This is a genomic window from Bradyrhizobium sp. USDA 4454 (assembly GCF_054822705.1).
In genome coordinates this window covers 8342286-8362790 of record NZ_JBTRCN010000001.1, presented here as the reverse complement: position 1 = coordinate 8362790, position 20505 = coordinate 8342286, and the positions used below count along the sequence as shown (strand labels likewise).

Annotated in this window: 18 protein-coding genes; 5 read left to right on the top strand and 13 right to left on the bottom strand. The window is 64.9% G+C overall.

The genetic code is table 11. The annotated features are described in order from the left end of the window. The first annotated feature begins 297 nt into the window (after nucleotides 1-297). A complete protein-coding gene (locus ACVIW0_RS38890) occupies nucleotides 298-822 on the top strand; it encodes an SH3 domain-containing protein (RefSeq protein WP_461357041.1) in 525 nt (174 codons plus the stop codon). 128 nt (nucleotides 823-950) lie between these two features. On the opposite strand, the gene irrA is transcribed toward ACVIW0_RS38890, so the two are convergent. After that, nucleotides 951-1442 (bottom strand): iron response transcriptional regulator IrrA, encoded by a 492-nt coding sequence (irrA, locus tag ACVIW0_RS38885; protein ID WP_461357040.1) that lies wholly within the window; start codon nucleotides 1440-1442, stop codon nucleotides 951-953. Between the two features lie 328 nt (nucleotides 1443-1770). Between irrA and fabA the strand changes: the two genes are divergently transcribed. The 3 genes from fabA (at nucleotide 1771) to fabV (ending at nucleotide 4816) form a co-directional block, all read left to right on the top strand. After that, nucleotides 1771-2292 carry a 3-hydroxyacyl-[acyl-carrier-protein] dehydratase FabA gene (fabA, locus tag ACVIW0_RS38880; protein WP_074126537.1) on the top strand — a complete coding sequence of 174 codons (522 nt, stop codon included), beginning with the start codon at nucleotides 1771-1773 and terminating at the stop codon, nucleotides 2290-2292. 43 nt (nucleotides 2293-2335) lie between these two features. Next, complete coding sequence (fabB, locus tag ACVIW0_RS38875; RefSeq protein ID WP_461357039.1) at nucleotides 2336-3559, top strand: beta-ketoacyl-ACP synthase I; 1224 nt, start codon at nucleotides 2336-2338, stop codon at nucleotides 3557-3559. Between the two features lie 84 nt (nucleotides 3560-3643). Continuing rightward, nucleotides 3644-4816 (top strand): enoyl-ACP reductase FabV, encoded by a 1173-nt coding sequence (gene fabV / locus ACVIW0_RS38870; protein ID WP_461357038.1) that lies wholly within the window; start codon nucleotides 3644-3646, stop codon nucleotides 4814-4816. A 160-nt stretch (nucleotides 4817-4976) separates the two neighbouring features. Here the strand turns inward: fabV and ACVIW0_RS38865 are convergent, their stop codons facing one another. From ACVIW0_RS38865 to rimP, 9 genes are all read right to left on the bottom strand, one after another. Then, complete coding sequence (locus tag ACVIW0_RS38865) at nucleotides 4977-5711, bottom strand: superoxide dismutase (RefSeq protein ID WP_461357037.1); 735 nt, start codon at nucleotides 5709-5711, stop codon at nucleotides 4977-4979. Between the two features lie 188 nt (nucleotides 5712-5899). Next, nucleotides 5900-8053, bottom strand: a complete 2154-nt coding sequence (gene pnp, locus ACVIW0_RS38860; protein WP_461357036.1) for a polyribonucleotide nucleotidyltransferase — start codon at nucleotides 8051-8053, stop codon at nucleotides 5900-5902. 314 nt (nucleotides 8054-8367) lie between these two features. Continuing rightward, entirely contained in the window at nucleotides 8368-8637 is a 270-nt protein-coding gene (gene rpsO, locus ACVIW0_RS38855; protein WP_066504937.1) for a 30S ribosomal protein S15, read from the bottom strand. A gap of 2 nt (nucleotides 8638-8639) precedes the next feature. Further along, complete coding sequence (truB, locus tag ACVIW0_RS38850) at nucleotides 8640-9749, bottom strand: tRNA pseudouridine(55) synthase TruB (protein ID WP_461357035.1); 1110 nt, start codon at nucleotides 9747-9749, stop codon at nucleotides 8640-8642. Beyond that, the gene (rbfA, locus tag ACVIW0_RS38845; protein WP_461357034.1) at nucleotides 9746-10159 is read right to left on the bottom strand and encodes a 30S ribosome-binding factor RbfA; all 414 of its coding nucleotides are present in this window, start codon (nucleotides 10157-10159) and stop codon (nucleotides 9746-9748) included. The genes truB and rbfA overlap by 4 nt, the downstream gene beginning before the upstream one ends. Nucleotides 10160-10330: 171 nt before the next feature. Beyond that, entirely contained in the window at nucleotides 10331-13027 is a 2697-nt protein-coding gene (infB, locus tag ACVIW0_RS38840) for a translation initiation factor IF-2 (protein ID WP_461357033.1), read from the bottom strand. 109 nt (nucleotides 13028-13136) lie between these two features. After that, a complete protein-coding gene (locus ACVIW0_RS38835; protein ID WP_461357032.1) occupies nucleotides 13137-13823 on the bottom strand; it encodes an RNA-binding protein in 687 nt (228 codons plus the stop codon). Nucleotides 13824-13838: 15 nt separating this feature from the next. Next, on the bottom strand, nucleotides 13839-15455 hold the full coding sequence (gene nusA, locus ACVIW0_RS38830) for a transcription termination factor NusA (RefSeq protein ID WP_461357031.1): 1617 nt from the start codon (nucleotides 15453-15455) through the stop codon (nucleotides 13839-13841). Nucleotides 15456-15458: 3 nt separating this feature from the next. Then, a complete protein-coding gene (gene rimP / locus ACVIW0_RS38825; RefSeq protein WP_461357030.1) occupies nucleotides 15459-16247 on the bottom strand; it encodes a ribosome maturation factor RimP in 789 nt (262 codons plus the stop codon). 345 nt (nucleotides 16248-16592) lie between these two features. Between rimP and ACVIW0_RS38820 the strand changes: the two genes are divergently transcribed. Next, nucleotides 16593-17663 (top strand): DUF2336 domain-containing protein, encoded by a 1071-nt coding sequence (locus tag ACVIW0_RS38820; protein ID WP_461357029.1) that lies wholly within the window; start codon nucleotides 16593-16595, stop codon nucleotides 17661-17663. A 264-nt stretch (nucleotides 17664-17927) separates the two neighbouring features. On the opposite strand, the gene ACVIW0_RS38815 is transcribed toward ACVIW0_RS38820, so the two are convergent. The 3 genes from ACVIW0_RS38815 to ACVIW0_RS38805 all read right to left on the bottom strand — a co-directional run bounded on the left by ACVIW0_RS38815 (nucleotide 17928) and on the right by ACVIW0_RS38805 (nucleotide 20422). Further along, nucleotides 17928-18668: a tRNA (guanine(46)-N(7))-methyltransferase TrmB gene (locus ACVIW0_RS38815; RefSeq protein ID WP_461357028.1), complete on the bottom strand. Its 741-nt coding sequence runs from the start codon at nucleotides 18666-18668 to the stop codon at nucleotides 17928-17930. Further along, nucleotides 18665-19789: a M20 family metallopeptidase gene (locus ACVIW0_RS38810; RefSeq protein ID WP_461357027.1), complete on the bottom strand. Its 1125-nt coding sequence runs from the start codon at nucleotides 19787-19789 to the stop codon at nucleotides 18665-18667. Before ACVIW0_RS38810 ends, ACVIW0_RS38815 begins: the two co-directional genes overlap by 4 nt. A 216-nt stretch (nucleotides 19790-20005) precedes the next feature. Next, nucleotides 20006-20422, bottom strand: a complete 417-nt coding sequence (locus ACVIW0_RS38805) for a helix-turn-helix domain-containing protein (protein ID WP_461357026.1) — start codon at nucleotides 20420-20422, stop codon at nucleotides 20006-20008. Nucleotides 20423-20505 lie beyond the last annotated feature (83 nt).

The following is a 20505-nucleotide window of genomic DNA, read 5'->3' as shown; positions in this document are numbered from 1 at the left end:
GGCCTCATTAACCCGGTTGTTCGACACTGCTGATCGCCGCGCTGTCCCGGCGTTTCCTTCGCGTTTCCTAGGGTTCCCCGATACTTGCCCCGGCTTTCGTCAGGGGGAGATTCGGGTTGTTCTGGCTGTTAAGGCGTTCCGTCCTCTCTAGCAGAAGGCCGGGCCAAGACAAGAACCCCGGGGAGCCACGAATACCGGGAACGGATGGCGCAGGCGCGAGCCGCCTTCGGGCATGGGTTTGGACGTGAGTTGCAACTCGCCGAATGCGGGTTGGGCATCTCGGCGGGAGACGAGTTGATGGTCTGGCGTTTCGGTTCATTGGTGGCGCTGGTCGGGAGCATGCTGAGTGCGTCGGTCAGCCCCGGACATACCGCCAAGGATTTGAGCCCCACCACCAGCGGCTTGCCGATCCCGCGCTATGTCAGCCTGAAATCCGACCATGTGAACGTCAGGGCCGGCCCGACCAAGGACAACGACGTCGCCTGGGTCTACACCCGTTCTGGGCTGCCGGTCGAAATCACCGCCGAGTTCGAGAATTGGCGCCGGGTTCGCGATTCCGAAGGCGCGGAAGGCTGGGTCTATCACTCCTTGCTGTCGGGCCGCCGCACCGCCGTCGTCACCATGAAGAACAAGGACGATCTGGCCTCGCTGTACGATCGTCCCGACGCCGCGAGCGCCATCGCCGCGCGCCTGCAGGCCGGCGTCGTCGCGCAGGTCAAGAAATGCGCCAACAACTGGTGCCGGGTCACCGGCAACGGCTTCGACGGCTGGATCGAGCAGCAGCGCCTCTGGGGCGTCTACGCCGACGAGAAGGTGGACTGAGGTCTTTCGTCGTCCCGGCGAAAGCCGGGACCATACCGCGTGATTTCTCGATGGCGCGCGGTGGGAGTCGCCTTAGTAGATAACGAAGATTTGTGGTTATGGGTCCCGGCCTTCGCCGGGACGACGAGTTAGCGCTTCTTGCGCAGCCGCACCACCATGTCGACGCGGGAGATCTCGTAGCCATCCGGCACGTTAGGCATCTTCGACAGCACGAGGTTCGGGTCGGGGATGTCGACCAGCTCGTGGTTGTGCTCGAGGTAGAAGTGGTGATGGGTCGACACGTTGGTGTCGAAATAGGTCTTGGTGCCGTCGACGCTGACCTGCCGCAGCAGGCCGGCATCGGTGAGCTGGTTGAGCGTGTTGTAGACGGTCGCCAGCGACACCGGAACCTTGGCCAGCGTGGCTTCCTCGTAGAGCATTTCAGCGGTCAGGTGGCGGGCACCCTTGCCGAACAGCAGCCAGCCCAGCGCCATGCGTTGCCGGGTCGGCCGAAGGCCGGCCGACTGCAGCATCTCGTTGACGTCGTGCCATGGGCAGCCAGTCAGGGCAGGGTGGTGCCCAGCGCCCCCGGCAGCCGGGTGCACGGCATCATCGTTCACAGCCGGTACTTCCTCGTTCATATCCACTCTATGCACCCAACTCAGGCAATATTCCTCATAAATATAAAAAGGATGCCTATCAGATGCAAGTTTTTCGCAACTAGAACGAATCCAAGCTGCGGTAGAAACCTATGGGATGACGGTCATTTATCACTGGAATGCCGCTTTGCCGCCCAGTTGGCCCTATGTTAGAGAGCGCGCGGACCACATATGCGCTTTCGGCAGAGATAACAGGCCGGTGGCGTACCCAGGTAGCGCCAAGATGCGGGACAAGATATTCCAGTTCCCGTGGGTAGATAAGGTCCGACCTAGCAAAGCGCTTCATCGGGACATCAGAGGTGGATAGAGGATGCTGGATCGGCGCGGCGGTTATGAATACGAGGATTTGCTGGCCTGCGGGCGGGGCGAGCTGTTCGGTCCCGGCAACGCCCAGTTGCCGCTGCCGCCGATGCTCATGTTCGATCGCATCAGCGATATTTCGGAAAATGGCGGCGAGTACGGCAAGGGGCTGGTGCGCGCCGAGCTCGAGGTGAAACCGGATCTCTGGTTCTTCGGCTGCCATTTCAAGAACGATCCGGTGATGCCGGGCTGTCTCGGCCTCGATGCCATGTGGCAAATGGTCGGCTTTTACCTCGGCTGGATCGGTGGCGAAGGTCGTGGCCGCGCGCTCGGCCTCGGCGAGCTGAAGTTCTCCGGACAGGTGCTGCCGCACGCGCGCAAGGTTGTGTACAACATCGATATCAAGCGCGTGATGCGGTCAAAGCTCGTGCTTGGAATTGCCGACGGGTGGCTTTCCATGGACGACGAGATTATTTATCGCGCCAAGGACTTGAAGGTCGGATTGTTCAAGCAAGGTACGGCGCCGTCTTGAGCGGGACCATGACGCGGCAACATAGAGGCAGGGCGAGGCGAACATGAGGCGGGTTGTCATCACGGGGATGGGCATTGTCTCATCCATCGGTAACAACACCCAGGAAGTGCTTGCGAGCCTCTACGAGGCGAAGTCGGGCATTTCGCGCGCGGAGAAGGCTGCGGAACTTGGCTTCCGTTCGCAGGTTCACGGCGCGCCGACGCTCAATCCTGCCGAGGTGATCGATCGCCGCGCGATGCGCTTCCTTGCCGAAGGCGCCGCCTGGAATCACGTCGCGATGGAGCAGGCGATCCGCGATTCCGGCCTCGAGGAGAACGAGGTCTCCAACGTCCGCACCGGCATCATCATGGGATCCGGTGGGCCGTCGACGCGCACGCTGGTGGAGGCCGCCGACATCGCGCGCGCCAAGGGCCCGAAGCGCGTCGGTCCGTTCGCGGTGCCGAAGGGCATGTCGTCGACCGCGTCGGCGACGCTTGCGACCTGGTTCAAGATCAAGGGCGTGAACTACTCGATCTCGTCGGCCTGCGCGACGTCGAACCATTGCATCGGCAACGCCTATGAGACGATCCAGATCGGCAAGCAGGACGTCATCTTCGCCGGCGGCTGCGAGGAGCTCGACTGGACGCTGTCGGTGCTGTTCGACGCGATGGGCGCGATGTCCTCGAAATACAATGACACGCCAGCGACCGCCTCGCGGCCCTACGATCTCAATCGCGATGGTTTCGTGATCGCCGGCGGCGCCGGCGTCGTTGTGCTGGAAGAGCTCGAGCACGCCAAGGCGCGCGGCGCGCGGATCTACGGCGAGGTCGTCGGCTACGGCGCGACCTCGGACGGATACGACATGGTGGCGCCGTCGGGCGAGGGCGCCGAGCGCTGCATGCGCATGGCGATGTCGACGGTGAACACGCCAATCGATTACATCAATCCACACGCCACCTCGACGCCGGCCGGCGATCCGCCGGAGATCGAGGCGATCCGCAAGGTGTTCGGCACCGGCGACAAATGCCCGCCGATCTCGGCGACCAAGGCGCTGACCGGCCACTCGCTCGGCGCCACCGGCGTGCAGGAGGCGATCTACTCGCTCTTGATGCTCAACAACGGCTTCGTCTGCGAGAGCGCGCATATCACCGAGCTCGATCCGGCATTTGCCGACATGCCGATCGTGCGCAAGCGCATCGACAACGCCAAGCTCGGCACCGTGCTGTCGAACTCGTTCGGGTTCGGCGGTACCAACGCCACGCTGGTGTTCAAGCGGCTCGATGCCTGACCCGGCTTTCATCTCCTCTCGTCCGCGGCGCGACGCCTCTGGGCCGCGAATGGGGACATTGCAACAATCCGAAATGGGGTGCGTATGATTATCGAACCGCGCGTGCGAGGCTTCATCTGCACGACGGCGCATCCGGTCGGTTGCGCCACCAATGTCCGCGAGCAGATTGCTTACGTTCTCGAGCAGGGCCCGGTCGCTGACTGCCCGAAGCGCGTCGCCGTGCTGGGCTGCTCGACAGGCTATGGCCTCGCGAGCCGCATCGTCGCGACCTTCGCCGGCGGTGCCGATACGATCGGCGTGTCGCTGGAGCGCGAACCTTCGGAAAAGAGAAGCGCCAGTGCCGGCTGGTACAACAACCGCGCCTTCGAGATCGAAGCCGAGAAGATCGGCCGCTCGCCGCTCACGCTGGAGGGTGATGCCTTCTCCGATGAGATGAAGAAGACCTTCATCGAACGTGTGCGCGAAAAATTCGGGCAGCTCGATCTCCTGGTCTATAGCATGGCCGCGCCGGTCCGGACCGATCCTGACACCGGCAAGACCTATCGCTCGGTGATCAAGCCGCTCGGCGCCCCGGTCGAGATCAAGACGCTCGACACCGAGACCGGCGAGGTGTTCCAGACCACGCTTGAACCGGCAAGCGAGGAACAAACCGCGGCGACCGTCGCGGTGATGGGCGGTGACGACTGGAAGCGCTGGATCGACCAGTTGGCAGACGCCGGCGTGCTGGCGCCGGGCTTCCGCACCCTCAACTACACCTATATCGGCAGCGAGTTGACCTGGCCGATCTACTGGAACGGCACGCTCGGCCGCGCCAAGGTCGATCTCGACAGTAAGGCGGAAGCAATCCGCGGCCGCCTCGGCGCCGGCGCCGCTCGCGTCGTCGCGCTGAAGGCCGTGGTTACCCAGGCGAGCTCGGCCATTCCGGTGGTGCCGCTCTATGGCACCGTGCTGTTCAAGGTGATGAAGCAGCTCGGGCTGCATGAAGGCTGCATCGAGCAGATCGATCGCCTGTTCCGCACCCGCCTCGGCAAGGACGTCGCGCTCGATGACGCGCAGCGTATTCGGGTCGACGACTGGGAGCTTTCACCCGAAGTGCAGACCGAAGTGTCGCGGCGCTGGCCGCTGCTCACCACCGAAACGCTCGGCGAGCTGGCGGATCTCGGTGAATACAAGAGCCAGTTCCTTCGCCTGTTCGGCTTCGGCATCGACGGCGTCGACTACACGCAGGACATCGACCCGCGCGTGGTGCCGGGTTAGGGGAAGTGCTGTAGCCTGATGAAGCGCAGCGAAATCCGGGAAATGCTCTGCACCTCTCAGCGGACAGACTGCCCCCGGATTGCGCTGCGCTTCATCCGGGCTACGCGAAGCTCGAGCGTCACCCCGCCGCGATCCTTCTCGGCACGCGGATCGTGATTGACTACACCCCGAGCGTGCCGGCCTTGGCGGCCGCATAGCGCTCGCCAACGGCCTTCCAGTTCACCGTATTCCACCATGCCTTGAGATAGTCCGGCCGGCGGTTCTGGTAGGTCAAATAGTAGGCGTGCTCCCAGACGTCGTTGCCGAGCAGCGCGCGCTTGCCGTCCATGATCGGATTGTCCTGATTCGGCCGCGTCTCGATCGCGAGCTTGCCGTCCTTGGTCACCGTGACGAACACCCAGCCGGAGCCGAACACGCGGCCGCCGGCGGCGTTGAAATCGGTCTGCAATTTCTCCATGCCGCCGAGGTCGCGATCGATCGCGGTCAGCACTTCGCCGTCCGCCTTGCCGCCGTCCGGTCCCATGATCTGCCAGAACATCGTGTGGTTGGCGTGGCCGCCCATGTTGTTGCGCACGCCGGTGCGGATCGCGTCCGGCACGCTGTCGAGATTGGCGAGCACCTCGATGACCGGCTTCTCGGCGATTTGCGGATTGTCCTTGGCGAAAGTGTTGAGATTGGTGACATAGGCCTGATGATGCCGGTCGTGATGGATCTCCATCGTCTTGGCATCGATGTGCGGCTCGAGCGCGCTGGTCGGATAGCCCAGCGGATCGATCTTAAATGGTCCGGCCGGGGCCTGCGTCGCGGCCTGGGCGAATGCTGCGCGCGACGAGGCGGCGGCCGCGGCGATGCCGCCTGCTGCAATGATCAGGTGGCGTCGGGACATCAAGGACATCGTCATTCTCCATGCTGGAAAGCGTCCTGATGTTAGGCGCAAGTCGTGAACGGGTTCCAGCAGTACCGGTCACAATGTCGGGTCAAAACCGCGCAGGCCGATCAGCCGGGATTGATTTGCGTTCGAAAGCAAAAGGGCGGCCACTTGGGCCGCCCTCTCGCAATGATCAGTTTGCCAGTTGGTTTGGTTTACTCGCCGGCGGCCTCGCGCGGGGCCGGAGCGTCGGTCTTCTTGGCCTCGAGGTCCTCACCGGTCTCCTGGTCGACCGCCTTCATCGACAGGCGGGTCTTGCCGCGGTCGTCGAAGCCGAGCAGCTTGACCTTGACCTTGTCGCCTTCCTTGACGACGTCGGAGGTCTTCTGCACGCGATTGGAGGCGAGCTGGCTGATATGGACGAGGCCGTCCTTGGCGCCGAAGAAGTTCACGAACGCGCCGAACTCCATCACCTTGACGACGGTGCCCTCGTAGATCTGGCCGACCTCCGGATCGGAGGCAATCGACTTGATCCACTTGATCGCAGCCTTCATCGCCTCGCCGTCATTGGAAGCGACCTTCACGGTGCCGTCGTCCTCGATGTTGACCTTGGCGCCGGTCTTCTCGACGATCTCGCGGATCACCTTGCCGCCGGTGCCGATCACTTCGCGGATCTTGTCGGTGGCGATCTTGAAGGTCTCGATGCGCGGTGCGTATTCGCCGAGTTCGGCGCGCGCCGCGGTCAGGGCCTTGGACATCTCGCCGAGGATGTGGATGCGCCCTTCCTTGGCCTGGCCAAGCGCAACCTTCATGATCTCCTCGGTGATGCCCTCGATCTTGATGTCCATCTGCAGCGAGGTGATGCCCTGGTCGGTGCCGGCGACCTTGAAGTCCATGTCGCCGAGATGATCCTCGTCGCCGAGGATGTCCGACAGCACCGCGAAGCGCTGACCTTCGAGGATCAGGCCCATGGCGATACCCGCGGTCGGCCGCTTCAGCGGCACGCCGGCGTCCATCAGCGACAGCGAGGCGCCGCAGACCGACGCCATCGAGGACGAGCCGTTCGACTCGGTGATCTCCGAGACCACGCGGATCGTGTACGGGAACTCGTGGTGCGGCGGCAGCACCGGGTGGATCGCGCGCCAGGCGAGCTTGCCGTGGCCGATCTCGCGGCGCTTGGTGCCGCCGAGGCGACCGGTTTCACCGACCGAGTAGGGCGGGAAGTTGTAGTGCAGCAGGAAGGTTTCCTTGTAGGTGCCCGACAGCGCGTCGATGTACTGCTCGTCCTCGCCGGTGCCGAGCGTGGTCACGACCACCGCCTGGGTTTCACCGCGGGTGAACAGCGCCGAGCCGTGGGCGCGCGGCAGCACGCCGGCTTCGGCGACGATGTTGCGCACGGTCTTGACGTCGCGGCCGTCGATGCGCTTGCCGGTGTCGAGGATGTTCCAGCGAACGATCTTGGCTTCTAGCTCCTTGAACACGGCGGCGACCCGGAGCTTGTCGTATTTCGGCTCCTGGCCTTCCGGGAAGAAGTGCGCGAGCACCTTCTCCTTGACGGCGCCGACCGCGGCATAGCGTTCCTGCTTGACCGGGATCGCATAGGCCTTGCGCAGATCCTGCTCGGCGATGCCGAGCATCTCCTTCTCGATCTCCGAATTGTCGATGGTGGTGACTTCGCGCGGTTCCTTGGCGGCCTTCTCGGCGAGCTCGATGATCGCGTTGATGACGGGCTGGAAGTGGCGGTGGCCGAACATGACCGCGCCGAGCATCACGTCTTCGTTGAGCTCCTTGGCTTCCGACTCGACCATCAGCACGGCGTCGGCGGTGCCGGCGACGACGAGGTCGAGCTGGGTCTCGGTCATCTCGTCGAGCGTCGGGTTGAGCACGTATTCGTCATTGGCGAAGCCGACGCGCGCGGCGCCGATCGGGCCCTTGAACGGCGCGCCGGACAGCGTCAGGGCGGCGGAGGCGGCGACCAGCGAGACGATGTCCGGATCGTTCTCCATGTCGTGCGAAAGCACGGTGACGATCACCTGGGTCTCGTTGCGCCAGCCGTCGACGAACAGCGGACGGATCGGGCGGTCGATCAGGCGGGAGACCAGCGTCTCCTTCTCGGTCGGACGGCCCTCGCGCTTGAAATAGCCGCCGGGAATGCGGCCCGCAGCGTAGGTCTTCTCCTGGTAGTCGACCGTGAGCGGCAGGAAGTCGACGCCTTCGCGCGGCGCCTTCGCCGCGACGACGGTGGCGAGCACCACGGTCTCGCCATAGGTCGCCATCACGGCGCCGTCGGCCTGGCGGGCGATCTTGCCGGTTTCCAGTTTGAGGGGACGTCCACCCCAGTCGATCTCGACGGAATGCGAATTGAACATTTCGGTTTCTTTCATGGTTTCACGAAAGCACGGCGCCCCGAAGCACAAAGACCATGCCAAGACGGCGAGACACTGATGCGCGTGCTGCGATCAGCATCCGGCGATCCTGCCATGGTCCCTGGATTTCGGATGGCGTCCATCCTTTCGGTCATCTGGGCATCTTGCCCGGTCCAGCGGCCGGATTGCTGCTGGACGCTAGTGTGCATGGCGATCGCCATGCGGCTGCGCATGATCATCTTTCGACAATTCGAAAGCCCGAGTTCACGGACGACCACGCGAAAACGCGCGCGAACCTCGCGCGCGTGCTTCTCAAATCAACGACGGATGTTGTGCTTTTCGAGCAGCGCCTTGTAGCGCGCCTCGTCCTTGCGCTTGATGTAATCAAGCAGGGAGCGGCGCGTCGACACGAGCTTCAGGAGGCCGCGGCGTGAATGGTTGTCCTTCACATGGCTCTTGAAGTGCTCGGTGAGGTTATTGATGCGTTCCGACAGGATCGCGACCTGAACCTCGGGCGAGCCGGTGTCGCCGGCTTTGGTGGCATTCGTCTTGATGACTTCCGCTTTGCGTTGCGCGGTAATCGACATCGTCAGTTACTTTCATTGTTGCGAGCCGGACCGGCAGTCAGTCCGTTCAGGTTGAACACGCGCTTGGGGATGAGTTCGCCATTGCCAATTTCGGCAAGCGCGAGAAGTCGGCCTGCCACCGTGACATAGACTGTGCCGCTCGTATTGGGCGCATCCCGTCCGCGCAACAAAACGGCCTGGCCCCTGTGGAGCCTTGCCGCATCAGCCCGTGTGACGGCCAGTGCCGGGATGTCGTCCAGCGCGGTCTCAACGGGCAAAAGCGCGTCGGCGAGGCTGCCCTCGCCAGACGCGGCTCTATTGCACAAAGCCTCCAACTGTACCAGCGGAATCATGTCCGCTTCGGTAAACGGACCGACCAGGGTCCGCCGTAGCGCGCAGATATGGCCGAAACAGCCCAGAATCCGGCCCATATCGCGGGCCAGGGCCCGGACATAGGTTCCCTTGCCGCACTCGGCCTCGAACACGGACTGGCCGTTATCGCCATGTTCCACAAGGGATAATTCGTGAATCTCGACCGGGCGGGGCTTCAGTTCCACGGCCTCGCCGTCGCGCGCCAGATCATAGGCCCGCTCGCCCTGGACCTTGATGGCCGAATATTGCGGCGGAATCTGCTCGATCACGCCGGTGAAGCGCGGCAGCAGCTCGCGGATCGAAGCGGCGGTCGGCCGGTTCTCGCTGGTCCGGACCGGCCGGCCCTCGGTGTCGTCGGTGTCGCGTTCCTCACCCCAGCTCACCGTGAAGCGGTAGCGCTTGCGGCCGTCCATCACGAACGGCACCGTCTTGGTGGCCTCGCCGAGCGCGATCGGCAACCCGCCGGAGGCGAGCGGATCCAGGGTGCCGGCATGGCCGGCACGCTTGGCCTGGAACAAACGCTTGAGCACGGCGACCGCCTGGGTCGAGGTCATGCCGATCGGCTTGTCGAGCACAACCCAGCCATGGATGTCGCGCTTGTCGCGGCGCGGCTGTTGGTTCTGCTTGCCCTGCTTCTGGCGCGGGTCGTTGTTGGTGCGGCGCGCATCGTCGCTGCGCGGCCCGGCAAAGGCATCCCGCTCAGCGGCGCGCGCGTCGGCATCCTTCGCGTCGATAACGCTGTTGGTCGTCATCACAGTCATTCCTCGTCGTCCGAATCGGGTGCAAGGTCTCGCTGCACCGCAGGTGTCCGCAGCAGTTTCTCGATGCGCTCCGCCTCGTCGAACCGCTCGTCGACGCGGAAGCGAATGTCGGGGGCAAATTTCAGGTTGACGCGGTGCGCGATCTCGCCGCGAAGGAACTTCTTGTTGCGCTCGAGCGCTGCGATCACCGCATCGGTGTCGCGGCCGCCGAGCGGCATCACATAGATCGTCGCGAGCTTCAGGTCCGGCGACATACGCACCTCGGGAACGGTGATGATGTGGCCTTCGAGATCGGGATCGTGGACCTCACCCTGCGACAGGATCTCGGCAACCGCATGGCGAACCGTTTCGCCGACGCGCAGCTGACGTTGTGAGCCGCCAGGGCTGGAACTCTTCTTTTGACGGGGCATGACCTTCTTCCAAAACCGTCGCGCCCGCAGGCGGTGGCGGGCATCAATGTCCTAGCCTTGCTTTCAATCGGGCAATGCGCGGGTGGCCAGACTAAAGTCCGGTCACGCCGTCGCATTTTCAGTTAAATGGACCCAACGCCTAGTTAGATCTGCGCTTCGTAAGATTTGGACTTACAGAGAGCGCTGGATCGTCTCGATGCGGTAACACTCGATCACGTCGCCGACACGCATGTCGCCGTAGTTCTCGAATGCCATGCCACACTCCTGGCCGGCGACCACTTCCTTCACTTCATCCTTGAAGCGCTTCAGCGTCGACAGCTTGCCTTCGTGCACCACGACGTTGTCGCGGATCAGGCGAACGTTGGCGCCGCGTTCCACGGTGCCGTCGGTAACGCGGCAACCCGCGACCTTGCCGACCTTGGAAATGTTGAACACTTCCAGGATCTGCGCGTTGCCCAGCATGGTTTCGCGCAGCGTCGGCGCGAGCAGGCCGGACATCGCCTTTTTGATGTCATCCACGAGGTCGTAGATGATGTTGTAGTAGCGGATCTCGATGCCGTTGCGCTTGGCCGCGGCGGCCGCTTCCTTGTTGGCGCGGACCGAGAAGCCGATGATCGCGGCGTTGAAGCCTTCCGCCAGCGTAACGTCGGACTCCGAGATGCCGCCGACGCCGGCATGCAGGATGCGGGCGGCGACTTCGTCGGTGCCGAGCTTCTCCAGCGAGCCCAGGATCGCCTCCAACGAGCCCTGCACGTCGGCCTTGACGATCAGCGGGAACTCCTTGCGGCCCGCGGTCTTCAGCTGCGACATCATCTGCTCGAGCGAGCCGCGCATGCCGGAGATCGAGGCCGCCGCGTTCTCGCGCTTCTGGTGCGCGCGGTAGCTCGTGACCTGGCGGGCGCGGGCCTCGTTCTCGACCACGGCGAGACGATCGCCGGCTTCCGGCGGGCCGTTGAAGCCGAGCACCTCGACCGGCACCGACGGGCCGGCCTCTTCGAGATTCTCGCCCTGGTCGGAGATCAGTGCGCGGACGCGGCCCATCTCGGCGCCGGCCACGATGATGTCGCCGACGCGCAGCGTGCCGCGCTGTACCAGCACGGTCGCGACCGGACCGCGGCCGCGATCGAGCTTGGCTTCGATCACAGTGCCTTCCGCCGGACGCTCCGAGTTGGTCTTCAGGTCGAGGATTTCGGCCTGCAACGCGATCATCTCGAGCAGCTTGTCGAGATTGGTCTTGTTCTTGGCCGAGACCTCGACGTCGACGACGTCGCCGCCGAGCGATTCGACCTGCACCTCGTGCTGCAGCAGTTCGGTGCGCACGCGCTCAGGCCGCGCATCGGGCTTGTCGATCTTGTTGATCGCCACGATCATCGGCACCTTGGCCGCCTTGGCGTGGTTGATCGCCTCGATCGTCTGCGGCATCACGCCGTCATCGGCAGCGACCACCAGCACGACGATGTCGGTGACCTTGGCGCCGCGGGCGCGCATCGCGGTGAACGCGGCGTGGCCGGGCGTGTCGATGAAGGTGATCTTGGTGCCGCTCTCGGGCGACAGCACCTGATAGGCGCCGATATGCTGGGTGATGCCGCCTGCTTCGCCCGACACCACGTTGGCATGGCGCAGCGCGTCGAGCAGCGAGGTCTTGCCGTGGTCGACGTGACCCATCACGGTGACTACGGGCGAGCGCGGCTCGGTGTCGGTAGAATTGTCGACGACGTCGAACAGGCCCTCTTCGACGTCGGACGCCGCGACGCGCTTGACGCTGTGGCCGAGCTCTTCGGCGATCAGCTGCGCGGTGTCGGCATCGATCACGTCGGTGATCTTGTGCATCGCGCCCTGCTTCATCAGCATGCGGATGACGTCGACGGCGCGCTCCGACATGCGGTTCGCAAGTTCCTGGATCGTGATCGCTTCCGGGATGGTGACTTCGCGGATCAGCTTTTCCTTCGGTTCGTTCGACGTATGCCCCTTCAGGCGCTGGGTACGGCGGCGGAACGAGGCAATCGAGCGCTCGCGGACGTCGTCAGCGTTGAGCGCAGTGGTCAGGGTGAGGCGGCCGCGCTCTTTCTGCGGACCGGGCTTGTGGGTGGCCTTCGGAGCCGCGGCAGGGCGCACGGCGCCGCCGGGGCGTCGCACCAGGCGCGGACCATCATCCTCGTCGGGCCCGGCCGCAACTGCCGCCGGTCTCGGTGCAGAGGCCGGCGTGCGCGCGGTTGTTGTGGTCGCCGGGCGTGCTGCGGGCCCACGGGCGGCCGGAGCAGATGCAGGTGCTGATGTTGCGGGCCTGGCCGGTGCAGCGGCGGGCGCAGCACCGGGCTTGGCCTCGCCTTCGCCGAAGCGGCGCTTGGCCTCGACCTCGGCCTTGCGCTTGGCCTCTTCCTCGTGGCGGTGACGTTCCTCTTCCGCCTTGCGGCGGGCCTCGGCAGCCTCGCGCTCTGCCTTTTCGGCAGCCTCGCGGACGGCACGGCGCTTGGCTTCCTCTTCGGCCTGGCGGCGCTCCTCGATGTCGCGCTGCCGCGCATCGGCCAGCGCGCTGGCGCGCGCGGAACGCTCGTCTTCGGTCAAGGTCGGCAGCACCACGCCGGAGCGCGTGTTGCGCTGCTGGCCGGGCGGCGGGCCTGAGGGGCGGCCGAGCGGCGGCTTCGGCGCGGGTGCCGCAGGCTTCGCAATCACGGGTTCCGGCGCATGCGCCTCACCGGGGCCATCGCCGCCGATGCGGCGCTTGCCGCGCTTCTCGACCACGACCTGCTTGGTCCGGCCGTGGCTGAAGCTCTGGCGCACGGTGCCCGTCTCGACGCGCGGCTTCAGCGACAACGTCTTGCTCGGGACACTCAGAGTCTTGTCGCCAGGGGTCTTGGTATCAACCATTCAGCAGTCCTAATCTCGTTTCGCTGTGCGTTGGCCGCACAAATCCTTCAATGCGTCGTTCTTCTGCTGAGCATGATCCGGTCGGAAAGACGGCGTCCGCCTTCCTGGATCAGGCTCTGGAATTTCTGGCCGCTTCGGCGGTCTTGTCGTCGTCGGCCATCCGGTATCGGACCAGCATCTGGCAGCGCGACAGGAACGTCTTGCTCGCCGGGCCCGCGAGCAGCGCAGCATGTATCACATTTGACCGCCCAAGTGCCAAATCCAATTCATCCGACGTCAAAACATTGACGATGGCGATTACCGCCGATTCACCACGTTTTCCGCCCCTTTGCCCGAGGATCGCGTCCAATTTGCGGATTCCGTCCGCGGCGCCGTCCGAAGCGTGGATCAGGGCTGCAGTTTCGTTCCGGTTGAGTGCGTCCTCGACCTTGCTGAAGCCCGCAACGACCTGACCGGCCTTGGCGGCCATTGCCAGGGCCTCGGTAACGCTGCGCACCAGGAGGGTCTCGGTGTCGGCGGGAAGGGTCGGCGCGACGCGGACATCGCGCTTGAATCCCTTGCTAAATTGGTGACGGCGGACCGCTTCCGCAACGCTGCGCCGCGACGCGGAAACCCATAATCCGCGGCCGGGCAGCTTGCGCTTGAGGTCGGGGATCACCTCGCCCGTGGGCGAGACGACGAACCGGATCAGCTCGTCGAGCGGACGCACCTCGCGGCTGACCGCGCACATCCGCGTGGTCGCGGACTTCTGCGTCCGCGGCCCATCGTCGAGATCGGGGTCAGCCTGAGCGAGCATCCGTAGGGCATCTCCTTACGAAGCCGCTGTTTCAGCTTCGGCGGCCTCGGCCTCCTCGGCCGGCTTGGCGAGGTCGGCCTCGGTGATCCAGCCGGCCTTCAGGCGGGCCTGCATGATCAGGGCCTCGGCCTCGTCGCGCGAGATCTCGATGCCGTCGAGGAACCCGGCATGCTTGGTCGGCTCGCCGCCTTCCTTGCGCTCGGTCCAGCCGACCAGATCGTCGGTGGCGCAGCCGGCGAGGTCTTCGACCGTCTTCACGTCGTTCTCGCCGAGCTTCACCAGCATCTTGCCGGTGATGCCGGGCACGTCCTTCATGGCGTCCTCGACGCCGAGTTCCTTGCGCTTGGCTTCCAGTTCGGCCTCGAGCTGTTCCAGATACTCGCGGGCCCGGGTCTGCAACTCGTTGGCGGTCTCCTCGTCGAAACCCTCGATGCCCGCGAGTTCCTTGACGTCGACCAGCGCGAGTTCCTCGACCGAGGTGAAGCCTTCGGAGGCGAGCAGCTGGCCGACCACTTCGTCGACATTGAGCGCTTCCATGAACACGCGGGTCGAGTTCTCGAAGTCGGCCTGACGGCGCTCCGACTCCTCCTGCTCGGTCAGGATGTCGATGTCCCAGCCGGTCAGCTGCGATGCGAGGCGGACATTCTGGCCGCGGCGGCCGATTGCCAGCGACAGCTGGTTGTTGGTGTCGGGAACCACGACCTCGATGCGCTCGCGCTCTTCGTCGATCACGACCTTGGCGACTTCGGCCGGCGCCAGCGCGTTGACGACGAAGGTCGCGATGTCAGGCGACCACGGAATGATGTCGATCTTCTCGCCCTGCAGCTCGTTGACCACGGCCTGCACGCGCGAGCCGCGCATGCCGACGCAGGCGCCGACCGGGTCGACCGAGGAATCGCGCGAGATCACGCCGATCTTGGCGCGCGAGCCCGGGTCGCGGGCGACCGCCTTGATCTCGACGATGCCGTCATAGATTTCCGGCACTTCCTGCGCGAACAGCTTCGCCATGAATTGCGGATGGGTGCGCGACAGGAAGATCTGCGGACCGCGAGTCTCGCGGCGGACGTCGAAGATATAGGCGCGCACGCGGTCGCCGTTGCGGAACACTTCGCGCGGCAGCATCTCGTCGCGGCGCACGATCGCCTCGCCACGGCCGAGGTCGACGATCACGCTGCCATATTCGACGCGCTTGACGATGCCGTTGACGATGTCGCCGATGCGGTCCTTGAATTCCTGATACTGCCGGTCGCGCTCGGCCTCGCGCACCTTCTGCACGATCACCTGCTTGGCGGACTGCGCGGCGATGCGGCCATATTCCAGCGGCGGCAGCGTGTCGGCGATCGTGTCGCCGACCTGGGCGCCGGGATTGGCGCGCTGCGCATCATGCAGCGAAATCTGGTTCGACGAGTTCTCGACGACATCGACCACCAGCATGTGGCGGGTCAGCCGCAGCTCGCCCTTCTTGGCGTCGATCTCGGCATGGACGTCGGTCTCGCTGCCGTAGCGGGCACGCGCCGCCTTGGCGATGGCGTCTTCCATCGCCGCGATCACGATGGAGCGGTCGATCGACTTTTCGCGCGCAACTGCGTCTGCGATCTGCAGCAGTTCGAGTTTGTTGGCGCTGACTGCCATGGCTTAGTCTCCTTCGAATGGATCGATCTCGCCACGGCGCGCGCGCTCGGCGGCCAGGCGGTGCTTTTTGGTGTTGGTCGGGGCCGGCTTCTTGCCGGGCTTGTGATCGGACTTGTGTTCGGACTTGTGTTTCGGCTTTTGGCTCTTCGCGGGATCGCTGTTTTTTGCGTGAGCCGGCTGCGGCGGCGCCAGCCCGAGCTCGCGGCGCAGCTCGCGCTCGGCGGCCTTGCCGCGCCGCATCGATTCCGCGATCAGCTCGTCGGTCAGCACCAGCCGCGCGTCGGAGATGTCTTCCATCACCAGCAAGACCTCGGCGTCCTCGGTGGGACGCGGATCGTCGCGCTTGATACGCACCGCACTGCCCTCGACGCCGGCGAGCAGGCCGCGGAACCGCTTGCGGCCCTGATGCGGTACCGCCATCTCGATCTTCACGAGGTGCCCGGTATAGCGCTCGAAGTCGGAGCGGCGCACCAGCGGTCGGTCGATGCCGGGCGACGAAATTTCCAGCCGGTAGGCGCGCTCGATCGGGTCGGCAACGTCAAGCACCGGCGACAGCGCGCGCGAGATCGCCTCGCAATCCTCGAGCTGCATCGAGCCGTCGGGCCGCTCCGCCATGATCTGCACGGTGCAGCCGGCGTCGCCCGAGACCTTGATGCGCACCAGGCGATAGCCCATGCCCTGCAGCACCGGGACGGCGACCGCGGCGACGCGCGCCGCGACCCCGGGCTCGACGACGAGCCGCGGCTCGGCGAGCAGTTCGGTGTCCACGGGCGTGGCGGTCGGATCGGTCATATCCAGTGTCAAAGGCTGTCTAGGTTTTAAAGGCTGCTGAGGTCTGTTGTGTTGTTCAGGTGGCCTTAAGGGGCCGCTAACGCTAGCCAAACTGGACCCGGCCTCGTTGGGTCCCGTCAGGTAACAAAAAAGAGCGGGTCCCGGGGGGCCCACTCTCCTACGCGATCGTATGAGATACCATAAGTTGCGCCGGATATAGCTCTTTTGCCGGGGTCCGGCAAGGCCTCAAGGCCGGGCGAAACGCGATTTTGCGGCTTCCGGGCGCCGGATTCGATCTAACCCTCCGTTTACGAACGGGGTCATAGATTGCCGAAAATCGGCAAAGTCGCCGGTTGGACAAGGCTCATGACGACAGCCCCCGCGCTGATCCCGGAACTCGACGACATCGTCCGCCGCGGCGACCCCAAGCGCCGTGCCGATGCTGCGCGGCGGCTCGGCGAGCTGTTCCTGCAGGGCGCCCAAAGCTTCCGTCCGGATCATATCGACCTGTTCGACGGAGTGCTGACCAGCCTGGTGCCGCATGCCGAGCTTGCGGCGCGGATCGATCTCGCCGAACGCCTGGCGCCGCTCGCCAATGCGCCGCGGCGTCTGGTCGGGCAACTCGCCCGTGAGGACGAGGTCGCGATCGCGGGGCCGGTGCTGCGCCGCTCGCCGGTGATCGACGACAAGGTGCTGGTCGAGATCGCCAATGCCAAGGGTCAGGGCCATCTGCTTGCGATGGCCGAGCGGTCGAAGCTTTCGAGCGCGCTGACCGATGTGCTCGTCCGTCGCGGCGACCGCGATGTGATCCGATGCGCGGCAGGCAATGCCGGCGCTGCGTTTTCCGACGCCTCCTTTGCGACGATGGTGCGCCGCGCCAGTCAGGACGGCGTGTTGACCTTGCGGATCGGCCGCCGTGACGACCTTCCGCCCGAGCATCTGAAAGGCCTGCTGGCCGGCTCGATCGACGTGATCCGCCGCCGTCTGCACATCGTCGCCAAGCCGGAACGGCAGGCCGAAATCAGGCTGGCGCTGAGCGAGATCGAGGGCGTCGTTGCGCAGGTCGAGGGCCGCGATTTCGCGGCCGCGCAGCGCGCGATCCTCGCGCTGCATCGCGCCGGCGAATTGAACGAGGCGGCGGTGCTGGGCTTCGCAAGGGCCTTCAAATACGAGGAATGCGTCGCGGCCATTGCCGCGATGACCAACGTGAAGATCGTCACGCTCGATCGCCTGATCTCCGGCGACCGCTACGATCCGATCCTGATCGCCAGCAAGACGATCGGCTTCGAATGGCCGACCGTGCGGGCCCTGATCCTGATGCGACTCGGGCCGAACCGCGTGCCGTCGCCGGCCGATATCGAAGGCGCGCGGGTGAATTTCACGCGCCTGATGCCATCAACGGCGCAGCGCGTCGTGGATTTCTGGAAGTCGCGGTAGCCCGATCGCCAGCATTTAAACCCGTCATCCTGAGGAGCGCCGCAGGCGCGTCTCGAAGGATGCACGGCCGTGCTGTTGCAGCGGGGCCGTCGTGCTTCGAGACGGCCGCTTTGCGGCCTCCTCAGCATGACGGATCACAAGGCACGGATTGTGCGGCTACAGCGTGAGCGCGGCTCGCGTAGCGAGAGCCCGGAATCCATTTATCCTCGAACGATGTGGCGCAATGGATTCCGGGCACGTGCTTCGCACGCCCCGGAATGACGACTAGCCCAATCGCCTGAATCTCAGATACGCCGCCTTGCGCCCTTCGCGCTCGGCTTTGGCGCCGTAGCGCGTCATCGTGTAGTCCGGCCACGGCGCGAGCCAGTCGATCGCGCGCTCGGCGAGCCAGGCGAAGTCGGGCGAGCGCATCAGATGCGCCAGCGTCCAGGCGCAGTAATCGTCGATGTCGCTGACGAAGCGGAATTCGCCGCCCGGCGGCAGCAGCCGCGCCATCGCATCGACCGTTGCATCCTGCACGAAACGCCGCTTCCAGTGCCGCCGCTTCGGCCAGGGATCGGGATGAATCAGGTCGATGCGCGTAAGCGAGCGCGATGGCGCCCAGGCCAGCAGCTCGGCGGCGTCGCCGGCGAACAAGCGGATGTTGCCGATGTTGTGCGCCTCGATCTGGGTCAGGATCTTCGCCATCCCGTTGACATAGGGCTCGCAACCGATGAAGCCGGTCGCCGGGAATGCCTTCGCTTCCGCGATCAGATGCTCGCCGCCGCCGAAGCCGATCTCGAGCCTGACGTTGTCGATGCCGTCATCGAACAATTCGGTCAGCGCCTCGGGCGCGGGCATCGAGATGTCGATCGACAGATGCGGCAGCAGCGCGTGGATCAGGTCGGCCTGGTGCGCACGCAATTTGTGGCCCTTGCGGCGCCCGAAGAACGAGCCGCGCGAATGAGCCATCGCACCGTCGTCAGGGGGATCGCGATCGCCGGTGTCGTTCGGAGCCGAGGTCATCGCAGCGTCTGATAGAGCCGGTGCAGCAGCCGCGCGCGCGGCTCGATCGATGAGATGTAGAGCTGCTCATAATGGGTATGTGCGCCCTTGCCGTCGACGCCGAGGCCGTCGAGGGTCGCGGTGTGCGGCGCGGTGAAATTGCCGTCGGAACCGCCGCCGGTGAACACGTCGATCAGGTCGAAGCCGATTTCGGCGGCAAGCCCCTTGGCGTGTTCGTAAAGTGCCGCGCCGGCATTGCTCTTCTCATAGGGCGGACGGTTCAGTTCACCGGTCACCTTCACGGTGACGCCTTCGGTGCGCGAGGTGATCCCGAGGATCTTCGGCACCAACTCGTCGGCGTCGGCCATGGTCGGCACGCGCAAGTCGACCTCCGCATAGGCCTCTTCGGCGATCACGTTCGGCTTGGTGCCGCCGCGGACCACGCCGACATTGACGGTGATACCGCGCTTGAGGTCGTTCATCCCCTCCAGCGCCAGGATCACATGGCCGAGTTCCCGGATCGCGCTGCGGCCGTCCTCGGGGCGCGTGCCGGCATGTGCCGGCGCGCCCTTGATGTTGACGTCGAAGCGCGCAACGCCCTTGCGCCCGGTGACGATCTTGCCGCCGTCGCGCGCGGGTTCGGTCACCAGCACGTATTTGGCCTTGCGGCCCTCGGCCTCGATCAGCGCCCGCGAGGTCGGGCTGCCGATCTCCTCATCCGAGACGCAGAGCTGGGTGATGCCGAGCGGCGGTCGGGAGTCTTCGGCGCAGATCTGCCGGAACGCGTGATAGGCGAGATAGGCGCCGCCCTTCATGTCGTAGATGCCCGGACCGAATGCGCTGTCGCCTTCGATCTTGAATGGTAACCGTTCGATGAATCCCACCGGATGGACTGTGTCGAGATGGCTCAACACCAGAATGCCCGGCGCGGCCTGCCCCCAGGACGAGCGCGCGACCAGATGATCGCCGCAGCCGTCGCGTCCGGCAACGCGCTCGACCGTCGCTGGCAGGTCGCGATAACCAGCCGCGACGAGATCGGCCAGTCTGTTGACCTGATCCGGCCGCTCGGTCGGAGACTCGATCTCGACCCAGCGGCGAATGCCGTCGAGGATGTCAGCGGTTTCGAACGGGTTGCTGGGCATGCTGTTTGTCGTCGCCTGTGAATTTGGCCAGTGAATTCGCTTTGTCATTCAGCGCGCGCTGAAGCCAGATCCGGAAAAGCGTTAAAGCGGCTTTCCGAAAAGATCATGCTAACAAGGAGCTAAGCGCGATGATGCTTCGCCTGGCCGCAGCGCGCGCTAACGTGCCGGAATGACATATTCCAGATTTGGCGATCGCTCAAACGGATATGGGCCGGATCAGGCTGGTTCGGACGCCTCGCGCGCCGCGATCTGTTCGACCAGTTCGACGATGCTGCGGCGGAGCTTGGCGTCGGCGATCCGCGTGAAGGCGCGGGTCAGGGCCAGGCCTTCGGCAGTTGCCAGAAAATCGGAGACATAGGTCGGCGAGGAGCCCTCGCCGAAGCCGTCGGCGGTCTTGACGCCGCTCGGGCCGCCGTCGAACAGGAAGGAGACCGGCACCTGCAGGATCTCGGAGATCTGTTGCAGCCGGCTGGCGCCGACACGGTTGGTGCCCTTCTCGTATTTCTGCACCTGCTGGAACGTCAGGCCTAACGCCTCGCCCAGTTTTTCCTGGCTCATGCCGAGCATGATGCGTCGCATGCGGACGCGGCTGCCGACATATTTGTCAACAGGATTGGGCGCTTTGGTGGACATCTCCAACTCTCCTAAGGGATTGCGCGCCCGTGGATGAGGCAAGTTGGAAGGGGAGTATGCCTCAGGCGCCGGTGCCGTCAAAT